At 65.6% G+C, this 26,532-nt stretch carries 22 protein-coding genes and 1 pseudogene; 11 read left to right on the forward strand and 12 right to left on the reverse strand.

Features of this window, described 5'->3' with window-relative positions; translation table 11 throughout:
• Positions 1–31 precede the first annotated feature (31 nt).
• Positions 32–1,240, forward strand: a complete 1,209-nt coding sequence (argJ, locus tag J0A90_RS11215; RefSeq protein ID WP_207037362.1) for a bifunctional glutamate N-acetyltransferase/amino-acid acetyltransferase ArgJ — start codon at positions 32–34, stop codon at positions 1,238–1,240.
• 81 nt (positions 1,241–1,321) lie between these two features.
• A complete protein-coding gene (locus J0A90_RS11220) occupies positions 1,322–2,275 on the forward strand; it encodes a Nudix family hydrolase (RefSeq protein ID WP_207037363.1) in 954 nt (317 codons plus the stop codon).
• Positions 2,276–2,441: 166 nt separating this feature from the next.
• Here the strand turns inward: J0A90_RS11220 and yacG are convergent, their stop codons facing one another.
• From yacG to pilB, 6 genes and pseudogenes are all read right to left on the reverse strand, one after another.
• A complete protein-coding gene (yacG, locus tag J0A90_RS11225; protein ID WP_051895981.1) occupies positions 2,442–2,693 on the reverse strand; it encodes a DNA gyrase inhibitor YacG in 252 nt (83 codons plus the stop codon).
• Complete coding sequence (gene coaE / locus J0A90_RS11230; protein ID WP_207037364.1) at positions 2,690–3,355, reverse strand: dephospho-CoA kinase; 666 nt, start codon at positions 3,353–3,355, stop codon at positions 2,690–2,692. Before coaE ends, yacG begins: the two co-directional genes overlap by 4 nt.
• A gap of 10 nt (positions 3,356–3,365) precedes the next feature.
• Positions 3,366–3,473, reverse strand: coding sequence for a DUF1156 domain-containing protein (locus J0A90_RS18750; RefSeq protein ID WP_370635778.1), 108 nt, complete (start codon positions 3,471–3,473; stop codon positions 3,366–3,368).
• 34 nt (positions 3,474–3,507) lie between these two features.
• Positions 3,508–4,170 (reverse strand): annotated as a pseudogene (locus tag J0A90_RS11235) (A24 family peptidase); the annotation flags it as partial.
• Positions 4,171–4,313: 143 nt separating this feature from the next.
• Positions 4,314–5,540, reverse strand: coding sequence for a type II secretion system F family protein (locus J0A90_RS11240; protein ID WP_207037365.1), 1,227 nt, complete (start codon positions 5,538–5,540; stop codon positions 4,314–4,316).
• 132 nt (positions 5,541–5,672) lie between these two features.
• The gene (gene pilB / locus J0A90_RS11245) at positions 5,673–7,400 is read right to left on the reverse strand and encodes a type IV-A pilus assembly ATPase PilB (protein WP_233076713.1); all 1,728 of its coding nucleotides are present in this window, start codon (positions 7,398–7,400) and stop codon (positions 5,673–5,675) included.
• A 241-nt stretch (positions 7,401–7,641) separates the two neighbouring features.
• On the opposite strand from pilB, the gene J0A90_RS11250 reads away from it, so the two are divergent.
• Positions 7,642–8,142: a pilin gene (locus tag J0A90_RS11250; RefSeq protein WP_207037366.1), complete on the forward strand. Its 501-nt coding sequence runs from the start codon at positions 7,642–7,644 to the stop codon at positions 8,140–8,142.
• A 71-nt stretch (positions 8,143–8,213) separates the two neighbouring features.
• Here the strand turns inward: J0A90_RS11250 and J0A90_RS11255 are convergent, their stop codons facing one another.
• On the reverse strand, positions 8,214–8,498 hold the full coding sequence (locus J0A90_RS11255; protein WP_035473735.1) for a hypothetical protein: 285 nt from the start codon (positions 8,496–8,498) through the stop codon (positions 8,214–8,216).
• Positions 8,499–8,699: 201 nt separating this feature from the next.
• Here J0A90_RS11255 and J0A90_RS11260 point away from each other — a divergent pair, with 201 nt between their 5' ends.
• On the forward strand, positions 8,700–10,199 hold the full coding sequence (locus tag J0A90_RS11260; RefSeq protein ID WP_207037415.1) for a TrkH family potassium uptake protein: 1,500 nt from the start codon (positions 8,700–8,702) through the stop codon (positions 10,197–10,199).
• 191 nt (positions 10,200–10,390) lie between these two features.
• On the opposite strand, the gene J0A90_RS11265 is transcribed toward J0A90_RS11260, so the two are convergent.
• Both J0A90_RS11265 and J0A90_RS11270 read right to left on the reverse strand, forming a co-directional pair.
• On the reverse strand, positions 10,391–11,593 hold the full coding sequence (locus J0A90_RS11265) for a 1-acyl-sn-glycerol-3-phosphate acyltransferase (protein ID WP_207037367.1): 1,203 nt from the start codon (positions 11,591–11,593) through the stop codon (positions 10,391–10,393).
• Positions 11,590–12,516 (reverse strand): recombination-associated protein RdgC, encoded by a 927-nt coding sequence (locus J0A90_RS11270; protein WP_233076714.1) that lies wholly within the window; start codon positions 12,514–12,516, stop codon positions 11,590–11,592. Before J0A90_RS11270 ends, J0A90_RS11265 begins: the two co-directional genes overlap by 4 nt.
• Before the next feature lie 161 nt (positions 12,517–12,677).
• On the opposite strand from J0A90_RS11270, the gene J0A90_RS11275 reads away from it, so the two are divergent.
• From J0A90_RS11275 to rpsA, 7 genes are all read left to right on the forward strand, one after another.
• Positions 12,678–13,109: a thioesterase family protein gene (locus J0A90_RS11275; RefSeq protein WP_207037368.1), complete on the forward strand. Its 432-nt coding sequence runs from the start codon at positions 12,678–12,680 to the stop codon at positions 13,107–13,109.
• A 169-nt stretch (positions 13,110–13,278) separates the two neighbouring features.
• Positions 13,279–15,990 (forward strand): DNA gyrase subunit A, encoded by a 2,712-nt coding sequence (gene gyrA / locus J0A90_RS11280; RefSeq protein WP_207037369.1) that lies wholly within the window; start codon positions 13,279–13,281, stop codon positions 15,988–15,990.
• 191 nt (positions 15,991–16,181) lie between these two features.
• Positions 16,182–17,270 carry a 3-phosphoserine/phosphohydroxythreonine transaminase gene (gene serC / locus J0A90_RS11285; RefSeq protein ID WP_207037370.1) on the forward strand — a complete coding sequence of 363 codons (1,089 nt, stop codon included), beginning with the start codon at positions 16,182–16,184 and terminating at the stop codon, positions 17,268–17,270.
• 30 nt (positions 17,271–17,300) lie between these two features.
• Complete coding sequence (pheA, locus tag J0A90_RS11290; RefSeq protein WP_035473721.1) at positions 17,301–18,401, forward strand: prephenate dehydratase; 1,101 nt, start codon at positions 17,301–17,303, stop codon at positions 18,399–18,401.
• A gap of 1 nt (position 18,402) precedes the next feature.
• Positions 18,403–20,628 carry a bifunctional prephenate dehydrogenase/3-phosphoshikimate 1-carboxyvinyltransferase gene (locus J0A90_RS11295; protein WP_207037371.1) on the forward strand — a complete coding sequence of 742 codons (2,226 nt, stop codon included), beginning with the start codon at positions 18,403–18,405 and terminating at the stop codon, positions 20,626–20,628.
• Positions 20,625–21,305 carry a (d)CMP kinase gene (gene cmk / locus J0A90_RS11300; RefSeq protein ID WP_035473715.1) on the forward strand — a complete coding sequence of 227 codons (681 nt, stop codon included), beginning with the start codon at positions 20,625–20,627 and terminating at the stop codon, positions 21,303–21,305. Before J0A90_RS11295 ends, cmk begins: the two co-directional genes overlap by 4 nt.
• 219 nt (positions 21,306–21,524) lie before the next feature.
• Complete coding sequence (rpsA, locus tag J0A90_RS11305) at positions 21,525–23,201, forward strand: 30S ribosomal protein S1 (RefSeq protein WP_207037372.1); 1,677 nt, start codon at positions 21,525–21,527, stop codon at positions 23,199–23,201.
• A 300-nt stretch (positions 23,202–23,501) separates the two neighbouring features.
• Here the strand turns inward: rpsA and J0A90_RS11310 are convergent, their stop codons facing one another.
• The 3 genes from J0A90_RS11310 to groL form a co-directional block, all read right to left on the reverse strand.
• The gene (locus J0A90_RS11310) at positions 23,502–23,897 is read right to left on the reverse strand and encodes a hypothetical protein (RefSeq protein WP_207037373.1); all 396 of its coding nucleotides are present in this window, start codon (positions 23,895–23,897) and stop codon (positions 23,502–23,504) included.
• A 73-nt stretch (positions 23,898–23,970) separates the two neighbouring features.
• Positions 23,971–24,690: an RNA methyltransferase gene (locus J0A90_RS11315; protein WP_207037374.1), complete on the reverse strand. Its 720-nt coding sequence runs from the start codon at positions 24,688–24,690 to the stop codon at positions 23,971–23,973.
• 143 nt (positions 24,691–24,833) lie between these two features.
• On the reverse strand, positions 24,834–26,477 hold the full coding sequence (gene groL, locus J0A90_RS11320) for a chaperonin GroEL (RefSeq protein WP_035473704.1): 1,644 nt from the start codon (positions 26,475–26,477) through the stop codon (positions 24,834–24,836).
• Positions 26,478–26,532: the final 55 nt, after the last annotated feature.

A 26,532-nucleotide genomic window follows, 5' to 3' on the forward strand; every position in this document is an offset into this window, starting at 1 on the left:
GCGCTGCGCGGTGCCCACGAGGAGAGACGAGATGGCAGTAGGCGAGGCGAGCTTTCCGCACATGCCGGCGATCGATGGCGTTCGGCTGAGTGCCGCAATGGCCGGAATCAAGAAGCCCAACCGCCGCGATCTGGTGGTGATCGAGATTCCCGAAGGGGCCAGCGTCGCGGCCACCTTCACCCGCAACGCGTTCTGCGCCGCGCCGGTGCATGTCGCCAAGGCGCATCTGGCGCAGACGTCGCCGCGCTATCTGCTGATCAATACCGGCAATGCCAACGCCGGTACCGGCAGCCGCGGGATCGCCGATGCCGAGCGCTGCTGCAGCGCCCTGGCCGAGCTCGCCGGGGTCGACGCGCAGCAGGTGCTGCCGTTCTCCACCGGCGTCATCGGCGAGCCGCTGCCGGTGGAGAAGATCGCTGCCGGTCTGCCGCAGGCGCTGGCAGGGCTCGACGTCGGGCAGTGGGCCGAAGCCGCCGAAGGCATCCTGACCACGGATACCCGGGTCAAGGGTGCCACGGCGCAGGTCGAGCTGAGCGGCGGCACGGTGACGCTCAACGGTATCAGCAAGGGCTCGGGCATGATCAAGCCCAACATGGCTACCATGCTGGGCTTCGTCGCCTGCGATGCCGAGATCCCCGCGGCCACCCTGAACCAGTGGCTGCGCGAGGCGGTCGCCGTGTCGTTCAACGCGATCACCGTCGACTCCGATACCTCCACCAACGATGCCTGCACCCTGATCGCCACCGGACGCGGGCCGCAGGTGGTATCGGCGGAGGACGAGCGTCGCTTCCGCGCGGCGCTGACCCAGGTGCTCACCGAGCTGGCCCAGGCGATCATCCGCGATGCCGAGGGCGCGACCAAGTTCGTGACTCTGGAGGTCGAGGAGGCCGCCAGCGTCGAGGAGGCGCGTGAAGTCGCCTTCACCGTGGCCCACTCGCCGCTGGTCAAGACCGCGCTCTACGCATCCGACGCCAACTGGGGGCGTATCCTGGCGGCGGTCGGGCGCGCCCCGGTGGAGGCTCTCGATGTCGAGCGTATCGTCATCGATCTGGGCGACGTGCGTCTGGTCGAGCACGGCGGGCGCGCCGAGAGCTATACCGAAGCGGCGGGTAGCCGGGTGATGGCACAAGCGGAGATCACCATTCGGATCCGGCTCGGCCGGGGCGAGGCCCGGGCCACCGTCTGGACCTCGGATCTGTCCCACGACTACGTCTCGATCAACGCGGACTACCGCAGTTGAGAGCAGGCCGCGGTGCGGCCTGCTAACACGAGGCGTGACACTCAGCGAAGCAACACCTCAAGGTGCGAGAGATTTAGCAAGATGATGAAGAGACGGGTTCACGTAGCGGCGGCAGCCGTCATCCGCGACGACGGGCGCGTGCTGATCGCGCGGCGCCCAGCGACCGCGGACCAGGGCGGCCTGTGGGAGTTTCCCGGCGGCAAGTTGGCGCCCTACGAAACCGGCTTCGAGGCGCTCAAGCGCGAGCTGAGCGAAGAGCTGGGTATCCAGATCCGGCGCGCTCAGCCGCTGATTCGGGTGCATCACGAGTATCCCGACAAGCACATCCTGCTCGACGTGTGGCAGGTCCGCGATTACGACGGCGAGCCCTACGGCCGCGAGGGGCAGCCGGTGCGCTGGGTGGGGGTCGACGACCTGCCCAACTATCCGTTCCCCGCGGCCAATCTGCCGATCCTGCGCGCGGTGGCGTTGCCCCAGGAGTACCTGATCACCGCTGAAGAGCCCGACGAGGCGGTGTTCCAGGAGCGTCTGGAGCGGGCGCTGCGCGAAGACAACATTCGTCTGGTCCAACTGCGGGCCAAGACCCTCGACGACGCCGCCTATCAGGCGCGGGCCGAGAGCACTCTGGCGCTGTGCCGGCGCTACGGCGCCAAACTGTTGCTCAACGCCGACCCGGTCTGGCTGGAGCGGGTGGATGCCGATGGTATCCATCTGACCAGCGCGCGTCTGATGACGCTCAAGCAGCGCCCGATCCCCGCCAACAAGTGGCTGGGCGCCTCAACCCACGGCGACGAACAACTGACCCAGGCTGGCCAGATCGACTGTGACTTCGTCACGCTATCGCCGCTGGCGCCGACGCCCTCGCATCCCGATGCGATCACCATCGGTTGGCACGATTTCCAGCAGATGGTCGAGACGGCGGCGATGCCGGTCTTCGCCCTCGGCGGGATGACCCGGCACCACGCCAACCAGGCGCGTGGTGTCGGCGCTCAGGGTATCGCCTCGATCCGGGATTTCTGGCGTCACGACCGCTGACCTCTCGGGCCGCGCGAGCCTGGCTGCCAACGCAAACGCCGCTCCTCAGGGAGCGGCGTTTGCGTTGGTGACGGCTTGGGGTGTTCGAGGCGCTGCAGCCGTGTTCGATCTGTACTTCAGCGTCGAGGGATGAGCGCCTCGCCGCCTGGCAGGCGCTGGATTTCGGCTACTCGCCGCGCTCCAGGCGATCGATCAGCTCGTCGAGCTGCGTCTCGTCCATGTGCGGCTCACCTGGAATACGGTGGCTGCCGTCGGCCCAGGCGCCCAGGTCGAGCAGCTTGCAGCGCTGGGAGCAGAAGGGGCGATAGGGGTTGTCTGTGGTCCAGGCGATCGGCGTCTGGCACTGCGGGCAGCGCACCTTGAGTGCGCCGCCGGTGGCGCCATCATCGGCGTGGCGGGAGTCGTTACCGGAGGTCATGAGTGGCCATGTCGTTGCGGTGATGCCGCCCACTGGCGATAGCGTTCATCCAGGCGGGCGACCTGATCGAGAAGCATCTCTTTGTCACCGCTATTGTCGATGACGTCATCGGCGGCTGCAAGGCGCGCCTGACGCGAGCTCTGTGCGGCGAGAATCGCCTCCACCTGCTTCCGGGGCACGCCATCGCGGGCCAGGGTGCGATCGATCTGCAGCGACTTGGGAACATCGATCACCAGTACCCGCGAGACCATCTCGCGCTGGCCGCTCTCGATCAGCAGCGGCGAGATCAGCAGGCAGTAGGGGGCATCACCGCCGCGCAGGCGGCTCAGATGGGCCTGCAGGCGTTGGCGAATGCGCGGGTGGGTCTGGTGCTCGAGCCACTGCCGCTCGGCAGGGTCGGCAAAGACCCGCGCACGCAGGGCGCGGCGGTCGAGGCTGCCGTCTGCATCGAGCACCCCCGCTCCAAAATGCTCGACGATTGCGGCCAGCGCCGGCTCGCCCGGCATCACCACCTCGCGGGCTACGGCATCGGCATCGATGCCCGGGATACCCCGGGCAGCAAAGGCCTCGGCGACCGCGCTCTTGCCCGAGCCGATCCCTCCGGTGACACCGATCACCGGCGGCAACTGGTGAGTGGGCGTTCGCTGGAGTGTATCGCTCATCCTGCACCTCCTAGCAGCAGCGCCTGGTAGCTGGCCTGCAGCGGCGCGCCCACCAGCAGTGCAACCCAGCCGGCGAGGGCGATGAACGGGCCGAACGGTAGCGGCTGGCCGCGCTCATGGCGGCGGCCGACGATCAGCGCGATACCGATCAGCGTGCCGGCGCCGGCGGAGAGCAGCAGCAGCAGTGGCAGATTCTGCCAGCCCAGCCAGGCGCCCAGCGCCGCCATCAGCTTGAAGTCGCCATGGCCCATCCCCTCCTTGCCGGTGGTCAGCTTGAACAGCCAGTACACCGCCCACAGCACCAGATAGCCGGCGGCCGCGCCAAGCACGGCGCTGCCGAGCCACAGCGGGTGGTAGGCCCACTGGTAGAGCAGGCCGGCCCATAGCAGTGGCAGGGTGAGCGCATCCGGCAGCAGCTGGGTGCGCCAGTCGATCACCGCCAGCGCCAGTAGTACCAGGCAGGCGCCGACCAGCCACAGCGTCTCGACGCTGGGCCCGTGAATCGCCAGCGCGGCCAGGGTCATACCGCCGGCGAGCAGCTCGACTAGCGGGTACTGCGGGCTGATCGTTGCGCTACAGGCGGCACAGCGGCCGCGGCGCTTGAGCCAGCCGATCAGCGGCAGGTTGTCGTGCCAGGCGATGAACTGGCCGCAGGCGGGGCAGTGCGAGCGTGGCAGCAGCAGGTCGTAGCGTGGCATGGGCTCGGCTTCCAGCTCGAGCGCGGCGCGCGCCTCGGCGCGCCAGCGGCGCATCAACATCACCGGCAGGCGCACGATCACCACGTTGATGAAGCTGCCCAGGCAGGCGCCGAGCACGAACGCCAGGGGCCACAGCAGCCAGGGGGAAAGTTGTGACAACGCAAACTCCCGCTTGATCCAGTCGACAAGGTGGCACAGGGTAACGTATCGCCGCCTTCGGGGCCGCCCCGGCGCGACCTTTCACTCAAATGGCCGATCACTCAAATGGCCGAGCCCATCTGAAAGATCGGCAGATACATCGACGCCACCAGACCGCCCACCAGTACCCCCAGCACCACGATAATCAGCGGCTCGAGCAGCGAGGTGAGCGCATCGACCTGGTTGTCGACCTCCTCTTCATAGAAGTCGGCGACCTTGTCGAGCATGGTGTCGAGGTCGCCCGCTTCCTCACCGATGCTCACCATCTGCACCGCCATTATCGGGAAGATGCCGGCCCGGCGCATGGCGAAGGCGAGCTGCTGGCCGTCGCCGACATCGTCGCGCAGGCCGATGATCGCCCGCTGGTGCACGCGGTTGCCGGTCGCACCCGCGGCGGTCTCGAGCGCCTCCACCAGCGGAACGCCGGCATTGAAGGTCGTCGCCAGGGTGCGCGAGAAGCGCGCGATCGAGCCCTTGTCGAGAATGCTGCCGAGCACCGGCAGGCGCAGCAGAAGCTGGTCGACCCGATAGGCGAAACGCGGCGAGCGCTTGACCGCCCGGCGCAGCGCGAAAACCGCGAGCACCAGCGCCAGTAGTGCCTGCCACCAGTGCGCCTGGGCCAGCTCGGAGAGCTCGATGGTGAAGCGGGTGAAGGCCGGTAGCTCGGCGCCGAAGCCGGCGAACAGGCTCTCGAACTGCGGCACCACCTTGATCAGCAGCAGGGCGGTGACGCCGACCCCCACCGCGACTACCGCGATGGGGTAGTAGAGCGCCTTCTTGATACGCCCCTTCAGGGTGTCGATCTTTTCGCGATAGCTGGCCAGGCGCTCGAGCATACGATCCAGCGCCCCCGACTGCTCGCCGGCGGCGACCATGTTGACGAACATGCGGTCGAAGCGCTGCGGATGACGCGATAGCGCCTGCGAGAAGCTGGCTCCGGCGCTGATGTCGTTGCCCAGGGTCTCTACCAGGTTGCGCATCGCCGGATTGCGTAGCGTCTCGGCGACCACCTTGCACGCCTGCAGCAGCGGCACGCCAGCGCGGAGCATGGTCGCCAGCTGGCGAGCGAACAGGGTGATGTCGCGCTGGCGCACACGGCCGATGCCGAATGGGCTGGTCTTGCGCGTGATGCGCTTGACGATGATCTTCTGACGCGCCAACTCCTGGCGGACCTCGCTGATCTCGCTGGCGATCAGTTCTCCGCTCACCGTCTCACCGCGCAGATTCTTGCCGCGCCAGTGCCAACGGTGCATCACCAGGCGCTTGGGAGGCTTCGCCGTTGTTGCCATGTCAGGACTCCTGAAAGCGTTGGGCCGAGAGCGTGTCGCTTCGTATGCGGTGTCGGTTCTTATGCGGTATCGGTTCTTATGCGGTATCGGTTCTTATGCGGCGTCAGCTCTTGGGGCGCTATGGGGCGTGGCTCAGTCGAGGGTCACCCGATTGACTTCCTCCAGGCTGGTCACGCCGCTGAGCGCCAGCTCGATGGCGCTCTGGCGCAGGCCGGGATAGCCGCGCTCACGCGCCAGCTGCGCCAGTTCCAGGGCGTGGCCGTCACGCATGATCAATTGGCTCATGGCGTCATCGATAGGCACCACTTCATAGATCCCCTGGCGACCCTTGTAGCCCAGCGTGCAGCGGTCGCAGCCGCCCGGGCGATAGAGCGTGGCGTTGGCCAGGCGCTCGCGTGATACGCCCTCGCCGAGCAGCACCTCGTCGGGCACTTGAGACGGCACCCGGCAGTGGGGGCAGAGCCTGCGGGCCAGGCGCTGCGCGATGATCAGAGACACCGAACTGGCGATATTGAAGCTTGCCAGCCCCATGTTGCGCAGTCGCGTCAGCGTCTCGGCGGCAGAGTTGGTGTGCAGGGTGGAGAGCACCAGGTGACCGGTCTGGGCCGCCTTGACCGCGATCTCTGCGGTTTCCAGATCGCGAATCTCACCGACCATCACCACGTCCGGGTCCTGGCGCAGAAAGGCGCGCAGGGCGCTGGCGAAATCGAGTCCGATACGTGACTGCACGTTGACCTGGTTGATGCCCGGTATCTTGAGTTCCACCGGGTCCTCGGCGGTGGAGATGTTGCGCTCCTCGGTATTGAGCCGATTGAGCCCGGTGTAGAGGGTCACCGTCTTGCCGCTGCCGGTGGGGCCGGTCACCAGAATCATCCCCTGGGGTCGCGCCAGGGCGCTTTCGAACAGCTCGCGCTGGGGCGGTGAAAAACCGAGCGCATCGATGCCCCATCCAGTGGCGCGGGCATCGAGCAGGCGTAGCACGATCTTCTCGCCGAATACCGTGGGCAGGCTGTTGACGCGAAAGTCGATGGCGCGCTGATCCTCCAGACGCAGTTTCATCGCGCCGTCCTGGGGCAGGCGGCGCTCGGAGATGTCCAGGCGTGCCATGACCTTGAGGCGGGCGGCGATGCGGGTGCGCAGGTTGAGCGGCGGGCGGGTCACCTCCAGCAGCATGCCGTCGATCCGAAAGCGCACCCGAAAGCTCGACTCGTAGGGTTCGAAGTGCACGTCCGAGGCCCCGCGCTGGATCGCATCGCGCAGCACGCGGTTGACGAAGCGCACGATCGGCGCGTCGTTGTCGCCACCGGCATCCAGGGCCGCGGCTTCCTCTTCCAGGTCGATCTCGCTGGTATCCAGCGTCACCGCATCGCTGGCTTCATCCAGCGCTTCGAGCATGCCCGAGGTGTCCTGGTGCTGCAGGCGGCGGGCCAGGGCGCGCTCGAGCTGGTCGAACGGCACCAGCACGCCGTCGATCGCCAGGCCGGTGGTGAACTGAAGTTCATCGAGCTTGGCCAGGGTGGCGGGAAAAGCGATCGCCACCGTCAGCCGGCGGTCGTCACGCGCCAGCGGCAGTACCTGGAAGCGGCTGATCAGTTTTTCCGCAATCGGTTCGATGATCGGCAGGCGTTCCCACACCACGTGCTGCAGGTCGAGAAACGGCAGCCCGTACTCGCGCGCCGCCGCCTCGCCGGCCTGACGCGGGTCGACCCGGCCCTCGCGTACCAGGAACTCGAGCAGCGTCTGCTCGGCGTCTCTCGCCGCCTGCTGCGCACGCTCGCACGCGCCAGCCTCGATCAGGCCGCGATCGATAAGGCGGCGGGCGATACCGCTACGGATGGCAGGGGAGGTGGTGGTCGGCACGTCGAGGCACCTTTCGCGAAGGATGTGGCCGCCGCGCTGGCGGAGGTCATATCCGCGCTATCGGCACCGCCAACTTTTTCTTTAAGAATTCTGAGACGTTGCCGATAAGCGATGTGCGTGTCACAAAATGTAACTTTGCGTATCGTTATGCCGCGGCGTATGGAAAGATGCGGCGTGACTCGGTCCGCACGGTACGGCGGTGACGCCGACCGGCACATCATCGACAAACGAGGGGGTTCCCATGCAAGGGCAATACAAGCGTCGAGCGCCACACCACCAGGGTGGTTTCACCCTGATCGAGCTGATGATCGTGGTCGCGATTATCGGTATTCTCGCCGCCATCGCCATTCCGCAGTATCAGAATTATGTGGCGCGGACTCAGGTCAGCCGAGTGGTCTCAGAGATATCTGCGTTGAAAACTGCCGCAGAAGAGCGCTATGCCCGCGGCGAGCCGACGACAAAAGCCAGTGATCTCGGTTGGACACAGTCTAACTTGCTGGGCAAAGTGACAGACGACAAAGGTGGAGATGTCGATAATCCGAAGGTGAATATTCCGGCCTCCGCGAGCGATGGCACCATTACCGCCACGCTCAATGGAGATGTATCTGGTGTCATAAACGGTAAGACCATCACGCTCACTCGTCATAGCTCAAGCGATGGTCATTGGAGTTGTGCTTTTTCAGGGAGCAACGAGTACGCCACGGCCGCTTGCCCAGGTACAACGACTGAAACGAAGTCATAGGCCAAAGATTAAAATTAGGCCGGCAAATCGCCGGCCTTTCTCTTGTCCAGCTCACCACACACGCCCGCGGCTCAGTAGAGCGCCTTCTCCTCGCCCACGACCTCACGCAGCACTTCCAGGAACAGCCGATCGGCATCGGAGTGTTCCTTGGGGTCTTCCGGGATATGCACGCTGGTGGTATCGGAGATCTCGTTGGCGATACGCGCCCACGCCTGCGGATCGTTGCTGCCGTCCGAGTGGCGCTTGGCGATCGCCAGCGAATTTTCCAGGATGCCCGGCTCCTGCAGCAGTTTCTTGATGAAGGCGCGCAGCTCGTGAATGACGCGAACCTTCTGCATTTCCGAAGCGGAACTCATGGCACTCTCCTTGCTCGAGTCGGGAAGATGGCGCCACGATAGCACAGCCGCCGGCGCCGCCGTACTCGTCTGCGCCGGGTGTCGTGGCTGCCTGTCTGGCCCTCCCGCGGCGCTCGGTGTGCACGCTAGGGCAGGTGGCGGTGTCGCGGCGTGGCCGATTGGCCTATCATCGCCAGTCGTCTGGCGCGTCGGCAGCCGCTCATGGGGCGCGGCGGCGAAGTGAAGTGCGCATCGAAGGGGAGAGAGACGTTGCAAGACGCCAAGCCGATTCTCAAAGTTCTGGCGCTGTTGTTGATCGTGCTGGCCGTGTTCATGCTCCCGCCGATCGTGCTTCTGAAGCTGGAGGGCGATCCCGATCTGTGGGCCTTTCTGAAGTCGATGGCGCTAGTCGCGGCCACCTCGGCGGGCTTATTGGCGTGGACCTGGCACACGCCGGTCGAGCTCAAGACCCAGCACATGTTCATCCTAACGACCTCGAGCTGGGTGGTGATCAGCGCCTTCGCCAGTCTGCCGCTGGTGCTGGGTGCACCGCAGTTGTCGTTCACCGATGCGGTGTTCGAGTCGATCTCGGCGATCACCACCACCGGGTCGACCGTGCTCTCGGGTATCGAGCATCTCTCCGATGGTCTCAAGCTGTGGCGCGGTCTGATGCAGTGGCTGGGGGGGATCGGGATCATCGTCATGGCGATCGCGATCCTGCCGTTTCTCAAGGTCGGCGGTATGCGGCTGTTCCAGACCGAGTCCTCCGACTGGTCGGACAAGGTGCTGCCGCGTGCCGGCGGGATCGCCAAGGCCTCGGCGGTGATCTACCTGGGGCTGACGCTGGTGGCGATACTCAGCTACAGACTGGCCGGTATGCAGACCCTGGATGCGATCGTGCACGCCATGAGTTCGGTCTCCACCGGCGGTTTCGCCAACTACGATGCCTCCTTCGGCATCTACGAGAGCCGCCCGCTGATCCTGTGGCTGGGCTGCGCCTTCATGCTCGCCGGGGCATTGCCGTTCGTACTCTACATTCGCCTGATCCGCGACTCGCGCGGCGCGCTGTGGCAGGACCAGCAGGTGCGCGGTCTGCTCACGCTGCTGGTGGTGGTGATCGGCACCCTGACCCTCTATCGGGTACTGGCCTTCCACGATGCGCCGTTCAGCGCGCTGACCGAGGTCGCCTTCAACGTGATCTCGGTGGTGACCACCACTGGCTATGCCAGCCAGGACTACAGTCTGTGGGGGCCGCTGGCGGTGACCACCTTCTTCTTCATCACCTTCGTCGGCGGCTGCAGCGGCTCGACCAGCGGGGGGATGAAGATATTCCGCTTCCAGATCGGTGGGCTGATGCTGCTCAACCAGCTGCGCTATCTGGTCCATCCCAGCGGGGTATTCGCCCAGCGCTACAATGGTCGCCCGCTCAACGATGAAGTAGTGCGGGCGGTCATCGCCTTCTCGTTCTTCTTCTTTCTGATCTTCGCGGTGCTCTCGCTGGCGCTGGCGGCTCTCGGGCTGGATATGGTCACCGCGACCACCGGCGCGGCCACCGCGCTGGCCAACGTCGGCCCCGGCCTGGGGCCGATCATCGGCCCGGCGGGCAACTTCGCCAGCCTGCCGGATGCGGCCAAGTGGATTCTCTGTATCGGCATGCTGATGGGGCGCCTGGAGATTCTCACCGTGCTGGTGCTGCTGATGCCGTTTTTCTGGCGCAAGTGATGCTGCTTGGCCGGTGCAAGTCGCGCGGTGGGGTGGCGCCGGGGCGCGAAAACAGACACGGCCACGCCGAATGAGGCGTGGCCGTGCTAGGCGATCTGCTTTTTTGCGTTCGTCGCCGGCTTGGCGTTCGACGATTTAGCGCTCGCCGACTTTGAGGTCGTTCGTTGGCGAAACCGTCTGGCGGGACGCGCTCAGGACGCGTCGCTGTCCAGGCGCCCGGCGCGATTGAGGATCGGGTTAGCGTACTGCTTCAGCCACCACGGGCGCAGCTCGGCCGGTACCTCTGCCAGACGCGTCTGGAAGCGTTCGCGGTCTTCCGCAGTGACCGCGGAGAGGTCGACCAGGTCGGGGGCGAGCCCGGTCTCGGCCAGGGCCAGCTGATGGCTGGGGAACAGCGGATAGTTCGAGAGTACCTGGCGGTCGATCTCGGCAGCCACCGCATCGGGGGAGTCGAAATCCGCCGACAGCGGCGTGCCGAAGGCCAGCTTGACCCGGCCCTTGTCGCCGATGATGCCGGAGACGATCGAGCGGATATCCTCGAACTCGACTTTCTGGTAGCGGCCTGCGGTCTCCTTGGCGTGCAGCTCGCGCGCCTTGAGCAGATCGCAGGGGTCGTACTCGTAGCTGATCGATACCGGCACGATCCGCAGTTCGCCTACCGCGCGGCCGACGTCGGCATCGTCCTCTTCCTGGCGCCTGGCCATGCACAGCATCTTGACGATGGCGCTGTCGGTGCGGTCGATCCCATCCTTGGCGCGGCCCTCGCGCTGGGCCAGCCACACCGAGTGGTTGTCGTCGCTGATCGAGTGGCGGATATAGCCCGAGAGTGACTGATAGGCCGCCAGCATGGCGCGCTTGCCCTTGACCGAGCGCGGCACGATGAAGCTCTTGTTGAGCCGCATCAGGTCGGTGACGAAAGGCTTCTGCAGCAGGTTGTCACCGATCGCGATGCGCACGGTGTCATGGCCACCGACATAGAGCGCATAGTTGACGAAGGCAGGGTCGAGGGCGATGTCGCGGTGGTTGCCGATGAACAGATACGCCTGATCCGGCGACAGCCGGTCGAGCCCTTCGACGCTGAAGCCCCGCGTGGTGCGCGCGATCATGTGCGCCATGTAGTCGGCGATACGCAGCTGGAAGTCGCGGATGGTGGCGACCCCGCGCACCTCGCGGCGCAGGCGAAAACTGGCGAGGGCGCGAGCCAGCGGCGGTGCGATACGTGCCAGCCGCGGCAGGCGGTAGCGGGTGATGGCGTCGAGCAGCTCGCTGTCCTGGGCCAGGCGTGCCAGCACGCCGGCGACTTCGTCGTCGTGATAGGGGCGAATATCGGCGAAGCGATCGAGATCGATCGCCGCCTCGGCGCTGTTGGGCGGCGTGGTGGCGCTGTGCGTCATGGCGTCGGGGCCGACGTCTCGGCTTCACCGCCGAGCCAGTCGATCAGTTGTTCGATGAAGGTGGCGAGTGCCTGGGACATCAGCGCGAAGTCGGTCTCCAGCGCCACCGCGGGATCGTCGCCATCCTCGGTCTGGCTGGCTTCGTCGAGCAGGGCGTCGTCGAACTGCAGCGACTTCAGTGCCAGGTCGTCGTGCAGCAGGGTGCGCAGCTGGCCTTCGCTGCCGATGCTCAGCTTGCAGGCCTGGCGGCCGCCCTCGAGCAGCGACTGGATCTCCTCGCTGTCGAGATCGACCTGACGCGCGCGCAGCACGCCGTCGTCCTCGGCGGCGCGCAGCTCGACCTGATCGCCCAGCAGCAGGCTGGCTGGCCGGCTGCCGGCGTCGCTCAGCCACTGGGTCATGCCGCGCGACGGCGGCGTGCGCGTCGCCAGCGGGGTGACCTTGAGCGAGCCCAGGGTCTGGCGCAGCAGATCCAGCACCTCTTCCGCGCGCTTGCGGCTGGAGGAGTTGATGCCGATCAGCCGGCGGCGGGTGTCCCACCACAGCTCGACGCGCTGGGTGCGGGTGAAGGCCTGCGGCAGCAGCTCCTCCATCACCTGCTCCTTGAGCAGCTGGCGCTCGCGCCGCGGCAGCGGCTGGCCTTCCGCCTGTTCGCGCGCCTCGGCGCGCTCGGCGACCTCTTCATTGACCACCGACGCGGGCAGCAGGCGCTCCTGGCGCAGCATCGACAGCAGCCGGTGGCCCTGGATCTCGTGCACGCGCTGCTCGCTGCCGCGGCCGGCCGGCGCGCTCCAACCGACCCGGCGTGCCTCGCGCGGCGAGACGGGGCGAAACGCAAATTCTGCCAAGGCGCTCTCCAGATCCTCCAGGGCGAGAATCTCGACGTCATGGCAGCGGTAAAGATGACAGTGCTTGAACCACATACGCCCGTGTTTCCGTTTGAAAGGAGGCACATTATGTCGAAAGGACCCAGGTGTTGCCACCGAGGTAGACCATTGGCATTTGCAGCCGTGTTTCAAACGAGCGTATGTTTCGAGGTCAGGAGCGGCGCGCGATCGGCGTCGCCAATGACCCGGAGATTCGCATGGATTCACGCATCACTCGTACCCAGGTTCGCGTCCGCGGCTTCCATCTGGATGGCTATGGCCACGTCAATCACGCCCGCTATCTCGAATTCCTGGAGGAGGGCCGCTGGGCCTTCGCCGATGAGCACCCCGCGTTCGCCGCGGGCATGGCCGAGGGCGTGGCCCTGGTCGCGGTCAACCTCAATATCGATTACCGCCGCGCCGCGGTGATCAATGACGACCTCGACATCGAGACCTGTCTGTCGCATATCGGCGGGCGCAGCGCCCGGGTAGCCCACCGTATCGTGCATCGTGACAGCGGCGAGCTGGTGGTGAGCGCGCTGCTGACCTTCGTGCTGCTCGACCAGCGCAGCGGTGAGGTGGTGCCGCTCGAAGGGGTGTGGCGCGAGCGCCTCGAACCGCTGCTGGTCGCCGAGGCACAAGCGCGCTGAGCCGGCTACACCACTCGCGGAAAAGACGTCAATGCCTGCCTTTGGAAGCCCTGAAATGGTATGATCGGCAGATTGTGCGGCCGAGGGTCTCGGTCGCCTTGTCGGGGCTTCATTAACGCTGCCACGGTCGTCTTCGGCCGTGGCAGCGGCGCAAAGGATTTGACGACCCATGGGTGATATCGCCAGAGAAATTCTGCCAGTCAACATCGAGGATGAACTCAAGCAGTCCTACCTGGACTACGCGATGAGCGTCATCATCGGGCGCGCTCTGCCCGACGTCCGCGATGGCTTGAAGCCGGTGCACCGGCGCGTGCTCTACGCCATGCACGAGCTCGGCAACGACTGGAACAAGCCGTACAAGAAATCGGCGCGCGTGGTCGGCGATGTGATCGGTAAATATCACCCCCACGGCGACAGTGCGGTCTATGACACCATCGTGCGCATGGCGCAGCACTTCTCCATGCGCCACGTGCTGATCGATGGTCAGGGCAACTTCGGTTCCATCGATGGCGACAACGCAGCCGCCATGCGTTACACCGAGGTGCGCATGGCACGCCTCTCCCACGAGCTGCTGGCGGATCTCGAGAAGGACACCGTCGACTGGGTCGACAACTACGACGGCACCGAGCGGATTCCCGAGGTGCTGCCGACCAAGGTGCCCAACCTGCTGATCAACGGCGCCTCGGGCATCGCGGTGGGGATGGCGACCAATATTCCCCCGCACAACATGGTCGAGGTGATCAGCGGCTGTCTGGCGCTGATCCAGGACTACACCCTGACGGTCGACGACCTGATGGAGTACATCCCCGGCCCCGATTTCCCCACCGCCGGTATCATCAACGGACGCGCCGGCATTCTCGAGGCGTATCGCACCGGGCGCGGGCGCATCTATGTGCGTGCCCGCCATACGGTCGAGTTCGACAAGAAGAGCGGACGCGACCAGATCGTCATCACCGAGCTGCCTTACCAGGTCAACAAGGCGCGGCTGATCGAGAAGATCGCCGAGCTGGTCAAGGAGAAGCGGGTCGAGGGGATCGCCGAGCTGCGCGACGAGTCCGACAAGGATGGTCTGCGCGTGGTGATCGAGATCAAGCGCGGCGAGTCCGGCGACGTGGTGGTCAACAACCTGTTCGCCCACACCCAGCTCGAGACCGTGTTCGGGATCAATATCGTCGCCCTCCATGACGGCCAGCCCAAGACGCTCAACTTGAAGGAGCTGCTGGAGGCGTTCATTCGCCACCGCCGCGAGGTGGTCACTCGGCGCACCCTGTTCGAGCTCAAGAAGGCGCGCGAGCGCGGTCATATCCTCGAGGGGCTGGCGGTCGCCATCTCCAACATCGACGAGGTGATCGAGCTGATCAAGGCCTCGCCCAACGCGGCCGAGGCGAAGGAAAAGCTGATCGCCCGCGACTGGCAGCCGGGGCAGGTGACCGGCATGCTCGAGCGGGCCGGCGCCACTTCGTGCAAGCCCGAGGACCTCGACGAGGGCTACGGGCTCACCGACGACCGCGCGCTCTATCGGCTCTCGCCGGCCCAGGCACAGGCGATTCTGGAGCTGCGCCTGCACCGTCTGACCGGGCTCGAGACCGAGAAACTGCTCGACGAGTACCTGAGCATTCTCGAGCGTATCGCCGAGCTCAACCATATCCTGGCCTCGCCGGACCGGCTGCTGGAGGTAATTCGAGAAGAGCTCGAAGGCATCCGTGATCAGTACGGCAACGCCCGCCTGACCGAGATCCAGACCAGCCGTCTCGATCTCACCATGGAAGACCTGATCGCCGAGGAGGACATGGTGGTCACGCTGTCGCGTGGCGGTTATGCCAAGACCCAGCCGATCTCCGACTACCAGGCGCAGAAACGCGGCGGGCGCGGCAAGTCGGCCACCAGCATGAAAGATGAAGACGTCATCGAGCATCTGGTGGTGGCCTCGACCCACGACACCATGCTGCTGTTCTCCAACCGCGGCAAGGTCTACTGGCTCAAGACCTACGAGATGCCCAACGCCAGCCGCGGGTCGCGCGGCAAGCCGCTGGTCAACCTGCTGCCGCTGGACGACGGCGAGTCGATCAATGCCATTCTGCCGGTGCGTGACTACAACCCGGAGAGCTACATCTTCTTCGCCACCGCCAGCGGCACGGTCAAGCGCACCTCGCTCGACCAGTTCTCGCGTCCGCGCAGCGTCGGCCTGATCGCGCTGGACCTGGAGGAGGGCGACCGCCTGATCGGCGCCGCCATCACCACCGGCAGCGATCACGTCATGCTGCTCTCCTCCAACGGCAAGGCGATCCGCTTCGAAGAGGGCCATGTGCGCCCGATGGGACGCACCGCCCGCGGCGTGCGCGGCATGCGTCTGGCCGAGGGTGCCGAGGTGATCAGTCTGATCATCCCGCAGAGCCAGACCATCGATGCCGACGCCGACAACGAGCTCGACGGCGACACCGCCACCAGCGCGGATGGCAGCGAGGAGCAGATCTACATTCTGACCGCCTCCGAGCACGGCTATGGCAAGCGCACCCGGCTCGAGGAGTTTCCGATCCGCGGCCGCGGCGGCCAGGGCGTGATCGCGATGCAGACCACCGAGCGCAACGGCGCCCTGGTGGCGGCAATGCAGGTTCGCGACAGCGACGAGATGATGCTGATCACCGACCGCGGTACCCTGGTGCGTACCCGGGTCGGCGAGGTGTCGATCACCTCGCGCAATACCCAGGGGGTGACCCTGATCCGCACCAGCGAAGGTGAGCACCTGGTCAAGACGGTGCGGGTCGACGAGCCGCAGGACGAAGCGCTCGACGAGCCCGAGACGCCGCAGGAGACCGAGGCGGTCGATGCTGAAGTACCGCCGGAGGCCGGCGAGACGCCGCCGGCGGACGACGACGCCTGACGCCGCTGCGCCCCCGCCCGCCTTGGGTCGGGGCGCATTGCCGAGCTGGCCCGATGCGTGGGCCGGGCAGGGGCGGTGAGATGAGATTGGATGCAGGGGGTGGTGGCCCCCTGATGATACGACCTGATGAACAAGCCCGGTCGAACGCAAGCGCCCGGGTCGAGTGAAAGAGCCCACGGGGAATTCCGAGAATGACACGTCTGCACAATTTCTGTGCCGGTCCGGCGGCCATGCCGACGGCGGTGCTGGAGCGCGCCCGCGCCGAGATGCTCGACTACCAGGGGCAGGGTCTGTCGGTGATGGAGATGAGTCACCGCAGCCCGACCTTCGAGGCGATCGCGGCCAAGGCCGAGCGCGATCTGCGTGATCTGCTCGCGATCCCCGACAACTACCGGGTGCTGTTCATGCAGGGCGGTGCCACCCTGCAGTTCGCCTGCGTGCCGCTCAATCTGCTCGGGCAGGGCGGGACACCCAACTATCTCGACACCGGCATCTGGTCGAGCAAGGCGATCAAGGAGGCGGATCATCTGGCCGCCTCGCACATTGCCGCTTCGAGCCGCGAGAGTGGCTACGTGCAGGTGCCGCGCCAGGGTGACATCGCGCTCTCCGCGGATGCCGCCTACCTGCACTACTGCCACAACGAGACCATCGGCGGGCTGGCCTTCGATTACATCCCCGAACTCGAGGCCGACGTGCCGCTGGTCTGCGACATGTCGTCGTCGATCCTCTCCACGCCGCTGGACGTGAGCCGCTTCGGGGTGATCTACGCCGGGGCGCAGAAGAACATCGGCCCCGCCGGCATCACCGTGGTCATCGTGCGCGAGGACCTGCTCGAGCGGGCGCGGCCCTCGGCGCCCTCGCTGCTCGGCTGGAAGGTCTACGCCGACAACGACTCGATGATCAACACGCCGCCGACCTACGCCTGGTATCTCGCCGGCCTGGTGTTCGAGTGGCTCAAGAACGACATCGGCGGCGTCGCCGAGATGGAAGCGATCAACCGGCGCAAGAGCGAGGCGCTCTACGCGGCGATCGACGCCAGCGACTTCTACGCCAACCCGATCGCGCCGGCCAACCGCTCGCTGATGAACGTGCCGTTCACGCTGGCGGACGCGTCGCTCAACGGCGACTTCCTCGCGGATGCCGAAGCCGAGGGGTTGCTCAATCTCAAGGGGCATCGCAGCGTCGGCGGCATGCGCGCGAGCCTTTACAATGCCGTCAGCGAGGCCGACGTGCAGGCGCTGATCACCTTCATGGCCGATTTCGAACGTCGCCGCGGCTGAGACGAGGCCGCATGCAGCCAGGACATGCCCATGACTGACAACACCGACAAGCCGCTGGATCTCGCGTCCCTGCGCCAGCGTATCGACAGCATCGACAGCGAGCTTCTGCGCCTGATCAGCGAGCGCGCCGAGTGCGCCGCCCAGGTCGCTCAGGTCAAGACCGCCGACGACCCCGATGCCGTGTTCTACCGCCCCGAGCGTGAGGCCCAGGTGCTGCGCCGGGTGATGGAGCGTAATCCCGGGCCTCTCAACGGCGAAGAGATGGCGCGGCTGTTCCGCGAGATCATGTCTGCCTGCCTGGCGCTGGAGAAGCCGATCAAGGTCGCTTATCTGGGGCCGGAGGGTACTTTTACCCAGCAGGCGGCGCTCAAGCACTTCGGCCATAGCGCGATCAGCCTGCCGATGGCGGCGATCGATGAGGTGTTTCGCGAGGTCGAGGCGGGCGCGGTCAACTACGGGGTGGTGCCGGTGGAGAACTCCACCGAGGGCGTGGTCAACAACACCCTCGACTCGTTCATGGACTCCGGCCTGCACATCAGCGGCGAGGTGGTGCTGCGGATTCATCACCACCTGCTGGTCTCCAATATCACGCGCCAGGACAAGATCTCGCGGATCTACTCGCATCCGCAGTCGTTCGCCCAGTGTCGCAAGTGGCTCGACGCGCACTATCCCCACGCCGAGCGGGTGGCGGTCTCGTCCAACGCCGAGGCCGCAAGGCTGGTCAAGACCGAGTGGCACAGCGCGGCGATCGCCGGCGACATGGCCGCCCAGCTCTACGGTCTCGATCATGTCGCCGAGAAGATCGAGGATCGCCCGGACAACTCCACGCGTTTCCTGATCATCGGCAACGAGTCGGTGCCTCCCTCGGGCCAGGACAAGACCTCTATCGTGGTCGCCATGCGCAACCAGCCCGGGGTGCTACACGGTCTGCTCGAACCTTTCCATCGCCATGCCATCGATCTCACCCGGTTGGAGACGCGGCCGTCGCGTAATGGCGTCTGGACCTATGTCTTCTTCATCGACTTCAAGGGGCATGTCGACGACCCGGCTGTCGCCGGCGTGCTGGAGTCGGTGAAGCAGCACGCCTCCGACATGAAGGTGCTCGGCTCCTACCCGGTGGGTGTGCTCTAGGATGTCGGCAGAGACCGCGCCCACGCTGCTCATCGTCGGGCTGGGCATGATCGGCGGCTCGCTGGCCGCCGCGCTCAAGGCGGCGGGTTATCGGGGCACGCTGCTGGGCTGCGACCGCAATGGCGACGAGATCGCCACCGGGCTGGCCATGGGGGTGATCGACGACGGCGGCAGTGCGCTGACGCCGCTGGTCGAGCGTGCCGATATCGTGGTGCTGGCGGTGCCGGTGCTGGCAATGCCGGCGGTGTTCGAAGCGCTGGCCCCGGTGCTGGGGTCGCGTATCGTCACCGATGTCGGCAGCACCAAGCGCGCAGTGTGCGACGCCGCAAGGCGGGTCTTCGGCACGCTGCCTGCGCGCTTCGTCCCCGGTCACCCCATCGCCGGTTCGGAGAAGAGCGGGGTCGCCGCCGCCAACCCCTCGCTCTATCGTCATCACAAGGTGATCCTGACCCCGGAAGCGGAGACCGATCCGGCGGCGGTGCAGGCGGTGCGCGACCTGTGGGAGCTGTGCGGCGCCCAGGTGCTGGAGATGCCGGTGGCGCGCCACGATCAGGTGCTGGCGCGTACCAGCCACCTGCCGCATCTGCTCGCCTTTTCGCTGGTCGATACCCTGGCGCGCCAGGACGAGCGGCTGGAGATCTTCCGCTACGCCGCCGGCGGCTTTCGCGACTTCACCCGCATCGCCGGCAGCGATCCGGTGATGTGGCGCGACATCTTCACCGCCAACCGCGACGCGCTGCTCGGCGCGCTGGACGACTTCGAGAGCGGGCTGGCGCGACTGCGTCGCGCGGTCGAGCAGGGTGACAGCGATGCCATGCTGGGCACCTTCGACCGGGCCAGCCACGCGCGACACTATTTCCAAACGCTGTTGAATCAGACGAGTTATCAAGCCATGGAATCACGACAGGTGCAGTATCGGGTCTCGCCCGGCGGATCGGTCAGCGGGCGTATCCGCGTGCCCGGCGACAAGTCCATCTCCCACCGCTCGATCATGCTCGGCGCTCTGGCCGACGGGGTGACCGAGGTCAAGGGCTTTCTCGAAGGCGAGGACAGCCTGGCGACGCTGCAGGCGTTCCGTGACATGGGCGTGGCGATCGAAGGGCCGCATCAGGGCCGTGTGACCATCCATGGGGTCGGTCTGCACGGGCTCAAACCGCCCGCCGGCCCGCTCTACGTGGGCAACTCCGGCACCGCCATGCGGCTGTTCGCCGGGCTGCTCGCCGGGCAGGCCTTCGACACCGAGCTCACCGGTGACGCCTCGCTGACCAAGCGCCCCATGGCGCGTGTCGCCGATCCGCTGCGGCTGATGGGTGCACGTATCGACACCGCCGAGGGCGGGCGTCCGCCGCTGAAGATCCATGGCGGTCAGCCGCTCAAGGGCATCGACTACGACATGCCGATGGCCAGCGCCCAGGTCAAATCCTGCCTGCTGCTGGCGGGGCTCTACGCCGAGGGCGAGACCCGCGTGCGCGAGCCGGCGCCGACCCGCGACCATACCGAGCGCATGCTCAATGGTTTCGGCTATGCGGTGACCCGCGAGGGCGACGTGGCGCGCCTGAGCGGCGGCGGCAAGCTGACCAGCGCGCCGATCGACGTGCCATCGGACATCTCCTCGGCGACCTTCTTCCTGGTCGCCGCCGCGATCACGCCGGGGGCCGACCTGGTGCTCGAGCATGTCGGCGTCAACCCGACCCGCATCGGGGTGATTAACATTCTCAAGCTGATGGGCGCCGATCTGCGGCTGGAGAATCCGCGTGAGGTAGGCGGCGAGCCGGTGGCCGACCTGCATATCCGCTATGCGCCGCTCAAGGGGATCGACATCCCGGTCGACCAGGTGCCGTTGGCGATCGATGAATTCCCGGCGCTGTTCGTCGCCGCGGCCAACGCCGAGGGTACGACGCGGCTGCGCGGCGCCGAAGAGCTGCGGGTCAAGGAGTCCGATCGCATTCAGGCGATGGCCGATGGCCTGGCGATCCTGGGCGTCGAGGCCACGGTGTTCGAGGATGGCATCGACATCGTCGGCAAGGGCGGCGAAAGCGCCAACTATGGTGGCGGCCGGGTCGACAGCCTCGGTGATCACCGTATCGCCATGGCCTTCACCGTGGCCGCGCTGCGCGCCAGCGCGCCGATCGAGATCGACGACTGTGCCAACGTGGCGACCTCTTTTCCCGGCTTCGTGGCGCTGGCCGAGCGGGTGGGACTCACCCTCGAGGAGGTGGAGGCATGAGTCAGACCGCGCCTGTCCTCACCATCGATGGCCCCGGTGGCGCCGGCAAGGGCACCATCAGCCGCATGATCGCCGAACGCCTGGGTTGGCATCTGCTCGATTCCGGTGCTCTCTACCGGCTCACCGCACTGGCGGCGCTGCGCAAGGAGATGGCGCTGGACGATGTCGAGCGGCTGACCCGCCAGGCCCAGCGGCTGGACGTGGTCTTTGCGGTGGAGGACGGTGCGGCGCGTATCCTGCTCGAGGGCGATGACGTGACCCGGGCGATCCGCCGCGAAGAAGTGGGCAACGCCGCTTCCCAGGTAGCCGCATTGCCGCCGGTGCGTGAAGCGCTACTGCAGCGTCAGCGCGACTTTCGCCAGGCGCCCGGGCTGGTCGCCGACGGTCGCGACATGGGCACCGTGGTGTTCACCGACGCGCCGCTGAAGATCTATCTTACCGCCTCGGCCGAGGAACGCGCCCAGCGTCGCCTGCGCCAATTGCGCGAGGCCGGTGAAGATGCTAGACTCGCGACCCTTTTGGAAGAAATCCAAGCGCGCGATGCGCGTGATATGCAGCGTGCGGTAGCCCCGCTCAAACCGGCCGCAGATGCCGTCGAGCTGGACACCACGCAGCTGGATATACCGGAAGTCGTGGAGCGTATCGAAACACTGCTGGCCGAGCGCGGCCTGACCTGAGAGCTTCTCGAGTCGTGCGCCCGTCGGTGGAATGACGACACACTTCCGCTCCCGGGGCCCCTGGCAAGATGTGAAGACGTGCGGCGACATCGACAGTCAAGTCGCGGCAGGTCGAACCAGCGCCAACATCCCCAGGGATATGTCGATAAGGCCCGTACTCGCTGGTGGTACGGAGGAAGGCGGCCCGCCCGCCATCAACGTTGATCACGTAGGAATCACATGAGCGAAAGCTTTGCTGAACTGTTCGAACAATCTCTCCAGGACATCAACATGGAGCCCGGTGCCATCGTCATGGCAACCGTGGTCGACATCGAAGGCGACTGGATCACCGTCAACGCCGGTCTGAAGTCCGAGGGTCAGATCCCCGCGGCGCAGTTCCGCGACGACAACGGTGAGATGACCATCGCGGTCGGTGACGAAGTCAAGGTCGCACTGGAAGCCGTTGAAGACGGTTTCGGTGAAACCCGTCTGTCGCGCGAGAAGGCCAAGCGCGCCGAAGCGTGGAAAGAACTGGAAGCGGCCTTCGAGAAAGACGAAATCGTCAAGGGCGTGATCAACGGCAAGGTCAAGGGCGGCTTTACCGTCGACGTCTCCTCGATCCGTGCGTTCCTGCCGGGTTCGCTGGTCGACGTGCGTCCGGTTCGCGACACTGCGCACCTGGAGCACAAAGAGCTGGACTTCAAGGTCATCAAGCTCGATCCGAAGCGCAACAACGTCGTCGTCTCTCGCCGTGCCGTGCTCGAAGCCGAGAACAGCGCCGAGCGTGAAGCGCTGCTCGCCACGCTGCAGGAAGGCCAGCAGATCAACGGTATCGTCAAGAATCTCACCGACTACGGCGCTTTCGTCGACCTCGGTGGCGTCGACGGCCTGCTGCACATCACCGACATGGCGTGGAAGCGCATCAAGCACCCGAGCGAGATCGTGGCCGTCGGCGACGAGATCAATGTCAAGGTGCTCAAATTCGACCGCGAGCGCAACCGTGTATCGCTGGGCCTGAAGCAGCTGGGCGAAGACCCCTGGGTCAACATCGTCGACCGCTACCCGGAAGGCACCAAGGTCAACGCCCGCGTCACCAACCTCACCGACTACGGCTGCTTCGCCGAGCTGGAAGAGGGTGTCGAAGGTCTGGTTCACGTCTCCGAAATGGACTGGACCAACAAGAACATCCATCCGTCCAAGGTGGTTCAGGTCGGTGACGACGTCGAAGTCATGGTTCTCGACATCGACGAAGAGCGTCGTCGTATCTCCCTGGGTATCAAACAGTGCACCACCAACCCGTGGGAAGACTTCAACGCGCGCTACAACAAGGGCGACCGCGTTGCCGGTACCATCAAGTCGATCACCGACTTCGGTATCTTCATCGGTCTGGAAGGCGGCATCGACGGTCTGGTGCACCTCTCCGACATCTCCTGGAGCGAAGCTGGCGAAGAAGCGGTACGTCAGTTCAAGAAGGGCGACGAAGCGGAAGCCGTCATCCTCTCGATCGATCCGGAGCGTGAGCGCATCTCGCTGGGCATCAAGCAGCTCGAGACCGATCCGGTTTCCGAGTTCCTGGCTGTCAACGACAAGGGCTCCGTGGTCACCGGCCGCATCATCGAAGTCGATGCCAAGGAAGCTCACGTCGAACTGGCCACCGATGTCATCGGTGTCCTCAAGGCCTCCGAGATCAGCGCCGACCGCGTCGAAGATGCGCGCAACGTGCTGAACGAAGGTGATAGCGTCGAAGCCAAGATCGTCAACGTCGATCGCAAGAGCCGCGCCATCAACCTGTCGATCAAGGCCAAGGATCAGGTCGACACGCGTCGCAACATGACCAAACTGCGCGATCAGGAAGTCGAGACCAACGGTCCGACCACCATCGGTGATCTGATCAAGCAGCAGATGGGCCAGGACTGATCCTTCGGATTCGGTCTTCCCATTAAAAACAGCGCCTTCGGGCGCTGTTTTTTTATGTCTGTCACTCGCTGATCGGTGGGGCGGTGATGGCGCCTCTCCGCGTGCGACGACGAACGCCTTTCAAAAAGCCGGTAGACGATAGTGGGCTCCTCCGGCGGCAGGGTGTCGCGAGGGCGCTGTGAACCCCTCCCTGGGCGCTACCTTTGCCATCCCTGGCAAAGGACCCTCGCTTTGCCCTGCCCCCCCCGGCGCCCTTCATCAAAGGCTTTGGAAAATCGTCACAGGATTGGGTACGAGCGCTTAACGCTTCAGCCAGCCGCGCCAGCCTCGTCCGCTCTGTGTCGTGCCCGCGGTCGCAGCGTGGTGGCCGGAGAGCTCAGCGATGGCCTGCTTGAGCGGTTGGGTGATGGCATCCAGATGATAGCTGCAGAGCGAGGGATCCAGTGCTGCCGGGCACTGCGCCATCAGCAGGCCGCAGTGGTAGGTAGCGACATCCAGCGAGGCGTGCACCGGCGGGAAGGGGGAAGCCTCTTCGCGACAGCGCTTGAGCTCGCGCAGCAGCATCTTCAGCATCTCGGCGTCCAGCCAGCACGGCGTCGCCGAGGGGGTGGCGGCGGGTAGCGATTGGCGCACGGCCTGAAAGGAGACCAGCAGAAAGACGCAGGTGTAGTGGAGTCGGGAGCGCTCTGAATGCATGGTTCACCATCACTCTATTGATGAGAGTGATTACCATTCTCTATGGCTTGAGTGTCCGTGTCAAAGCCTGCCGTCAATCGTGGCGTTCGAGCGCATTGAGCACGCCGCGCAGAATCGAGAGCTCCTTGCGGCTGGGCTCGGCGCGGGCGAACAGGGCGCGCAGGTGCGCTTCGGTCTTGGCGTGGGGCTGGTTGAGGAAGCCGGCGCTATCGAGCGCGCGATGCAGGTGCGCATGGAAGTGCTCGAGCTGCGCAAGCGTCGGGTAGATCGCTTCTCGCGATGCTGGCGTTTCGGCGACGGCGGTGCGACTGGCCTGACGGAACGCCTCGTAGGCGACGATCTGGACCGCCTGGGAGAGGTTGAGTACGCCGTACTCGGGGTTAGCGGGGATGTTGAGCTGATGCGTGCAGTGGCCGATCTCGTCGTTGGTGAGCCCGGAGCGCTCGCGCCCGAAGACCACGGCCACCGGGCCATCGGGAAGGCGCTGCCAGGCCGCCTCGAGCATGGCATCCGGGGCGTGGTAGCAGGGTAGCGGCAGGCTGCGCAGGCGCGCGCTGGCGCCGATCACCTGCACGCAGTCGGCCACCGCCTCTTCCAGCGAGTCGACCACCCGGCAGTTCTCGACCAGATCGAGGGCGCCGGCCGCCAGGCGGCTCGCTTCGGGGTCGGGGAACTGGCGCGGCGCCACCAGTACCAGGTCGCTCAGGCCCATGGTCTTCATCGCCCGCGCGCTGGCGCCGATATTGCCGGGGTGATAGGTCTGGACGAGGACGATACGAATACGCTCGAGCATGCGAGAAGGCTCCTGAAACGAGACGGCGGGAGCGGCAGCATCGCGGAACGCGCGCTGAACCCAAGACCCTGAACCAAAAAAAGCCCCGCCAGTGGCGGGGCTTTCCATGATACCTGAAAGTCTCAGGCGATGGCGGGGGAGGCTTACATCATGCCGCCCATGCCACCCATGCCGCCCATGTCCGGCGCGCCGCCACCGGCGGCTTTCTCTTCCGGATCCTCGGCGATCATCGCTTCGGTGGTGATCATCAGGCCACCCACGGAAGCGGCGGACTGCAGCGCGGTGCGGGTCACCTTGGCCGGGTCGAGGACGCCCATCTCGAACAGGTCGCCGTACTCACCGGTCTGCGCGTTGTAGCCGAAGTTGCCTTCGCCATCCTTGACGCGGTTGATGATGACCGACGCCTCTTCACCAGCGTTGGTGACGATCTGGCGCAGCGGAGACTCCATGGCACGCAGCGCGATGGCGATGCCGTGGGTCTGGTCTTCGTTGTCGCCGGTCAGGCCATTGACCATGGTCAGCACGCGGACCAGGGCGGTACCACCGCCAGGCACGACGCCTTCCTCGACCGCTGCACGAGTGGAGTGCAGGGCGTCTTCGACGCGGGCCTTCTTCTCTTTCATCTCGAACTCGGTGGCAGCACCGACGCGGATGACGGCAACACCGCCAGCCAGCTTGGCGACGCGCTCCTGCAGCTTCTCGCGGTCGTAGTCAGAGGAGGTTTCCTCGATCTGCGCGCGGATCTGGCTGACACGAGCTTCGATGTCGGATTCGACGCCGGCACCATCGATGATGGTGGTGTTTTCCTTGGACATGGTGACGCGCTTGGCGCTGCCCAGGTGATCCAGGTTGGCCTGCTCGAGGTTCAGACCGACCTCTTCGGAGATCACGGTACCGCCGGTCAGGATGGCGATGTCCTGCAGCATGGCCTTGCGGCGGTCGCCGAAGCCCGGTGCCTTGGCTGCCGCGACCTTGACGATGCCGCGCATGTTGTTGACCACCAGTGTGGCCAGCGCTTCGCCTTCGATGTCTTCGGCGATGATCACCAGCGGCTTGCCAGCCTTGGCGACGGATTCCAGCACCGGCAGCAGTTCACGGATGTTGGAGACCTTCTTGTCCACCAGCAGCAGGTAGGGGTCTTCGAGCTCGACCGCCATGGTTTCCTGGTTGGTGACGAAGTAGGGCGAGAGGTAGCCGCGATCGAACTGCATGCCTTCGACCACTTCCAGCTCGTCTTCGAAACCGCGACCTTCGTCGACGGTGATGACGCCTTCCTTGCCGACCTTCTCCATCGCTTCGGCGATGATCTCACCGATGCGCGCGTCGCCGTTGGCGGAGATGGTGCCGACCTGAGCGATCGCCTTGGCGTCGGTGCAGGGCACGGAGAGCGACTGGATGTGCTTGACGGCTTCGGCGACGGCCTTGTCGATGCCGCGCTTCAGATCCATCGGGTTCATGCCAGCGGCAACACCCTTGAGACCTTCGTTGACGATCGACTGGGCCAGAACGGTAGCGGTGGTGGTGCCGTCACCGGCGGCGTCGGAGGTCTTGGAAGCGACTTCCTTGACCATCTGCGCGCCCATGTTCTCGAAACGGTCCTTCAGCTCGATCTCTTTGGCGACGGAAACACCGTCCTTGGTGACGGTCGGTGCGCCGAAGGATTTCTCGAGCACGACGTTGCGGCCTTTCGGGCCCAGCGTGGCCTTGACGGCGTCGGCGAGAACGTTGACGCCGCGAACCATGCGCTTGCGGGCATCATCAGAGAACTTGACTTGTTTAGCTGCCATTGTCCGATCTTCCTAAATGCTATGCGTGGAAACGTGATGAATCAGCGAGTCGAGC

The sequence above is a fragment of the Salinicola sp. DM10 genome, from assembly GCF_017306975.2.
Classification (GTDB): Bacteria; Pseudomonadota; Gammaproteobacteria; order Pseudomonadales; family Halomonadaceae; genus Salinicola.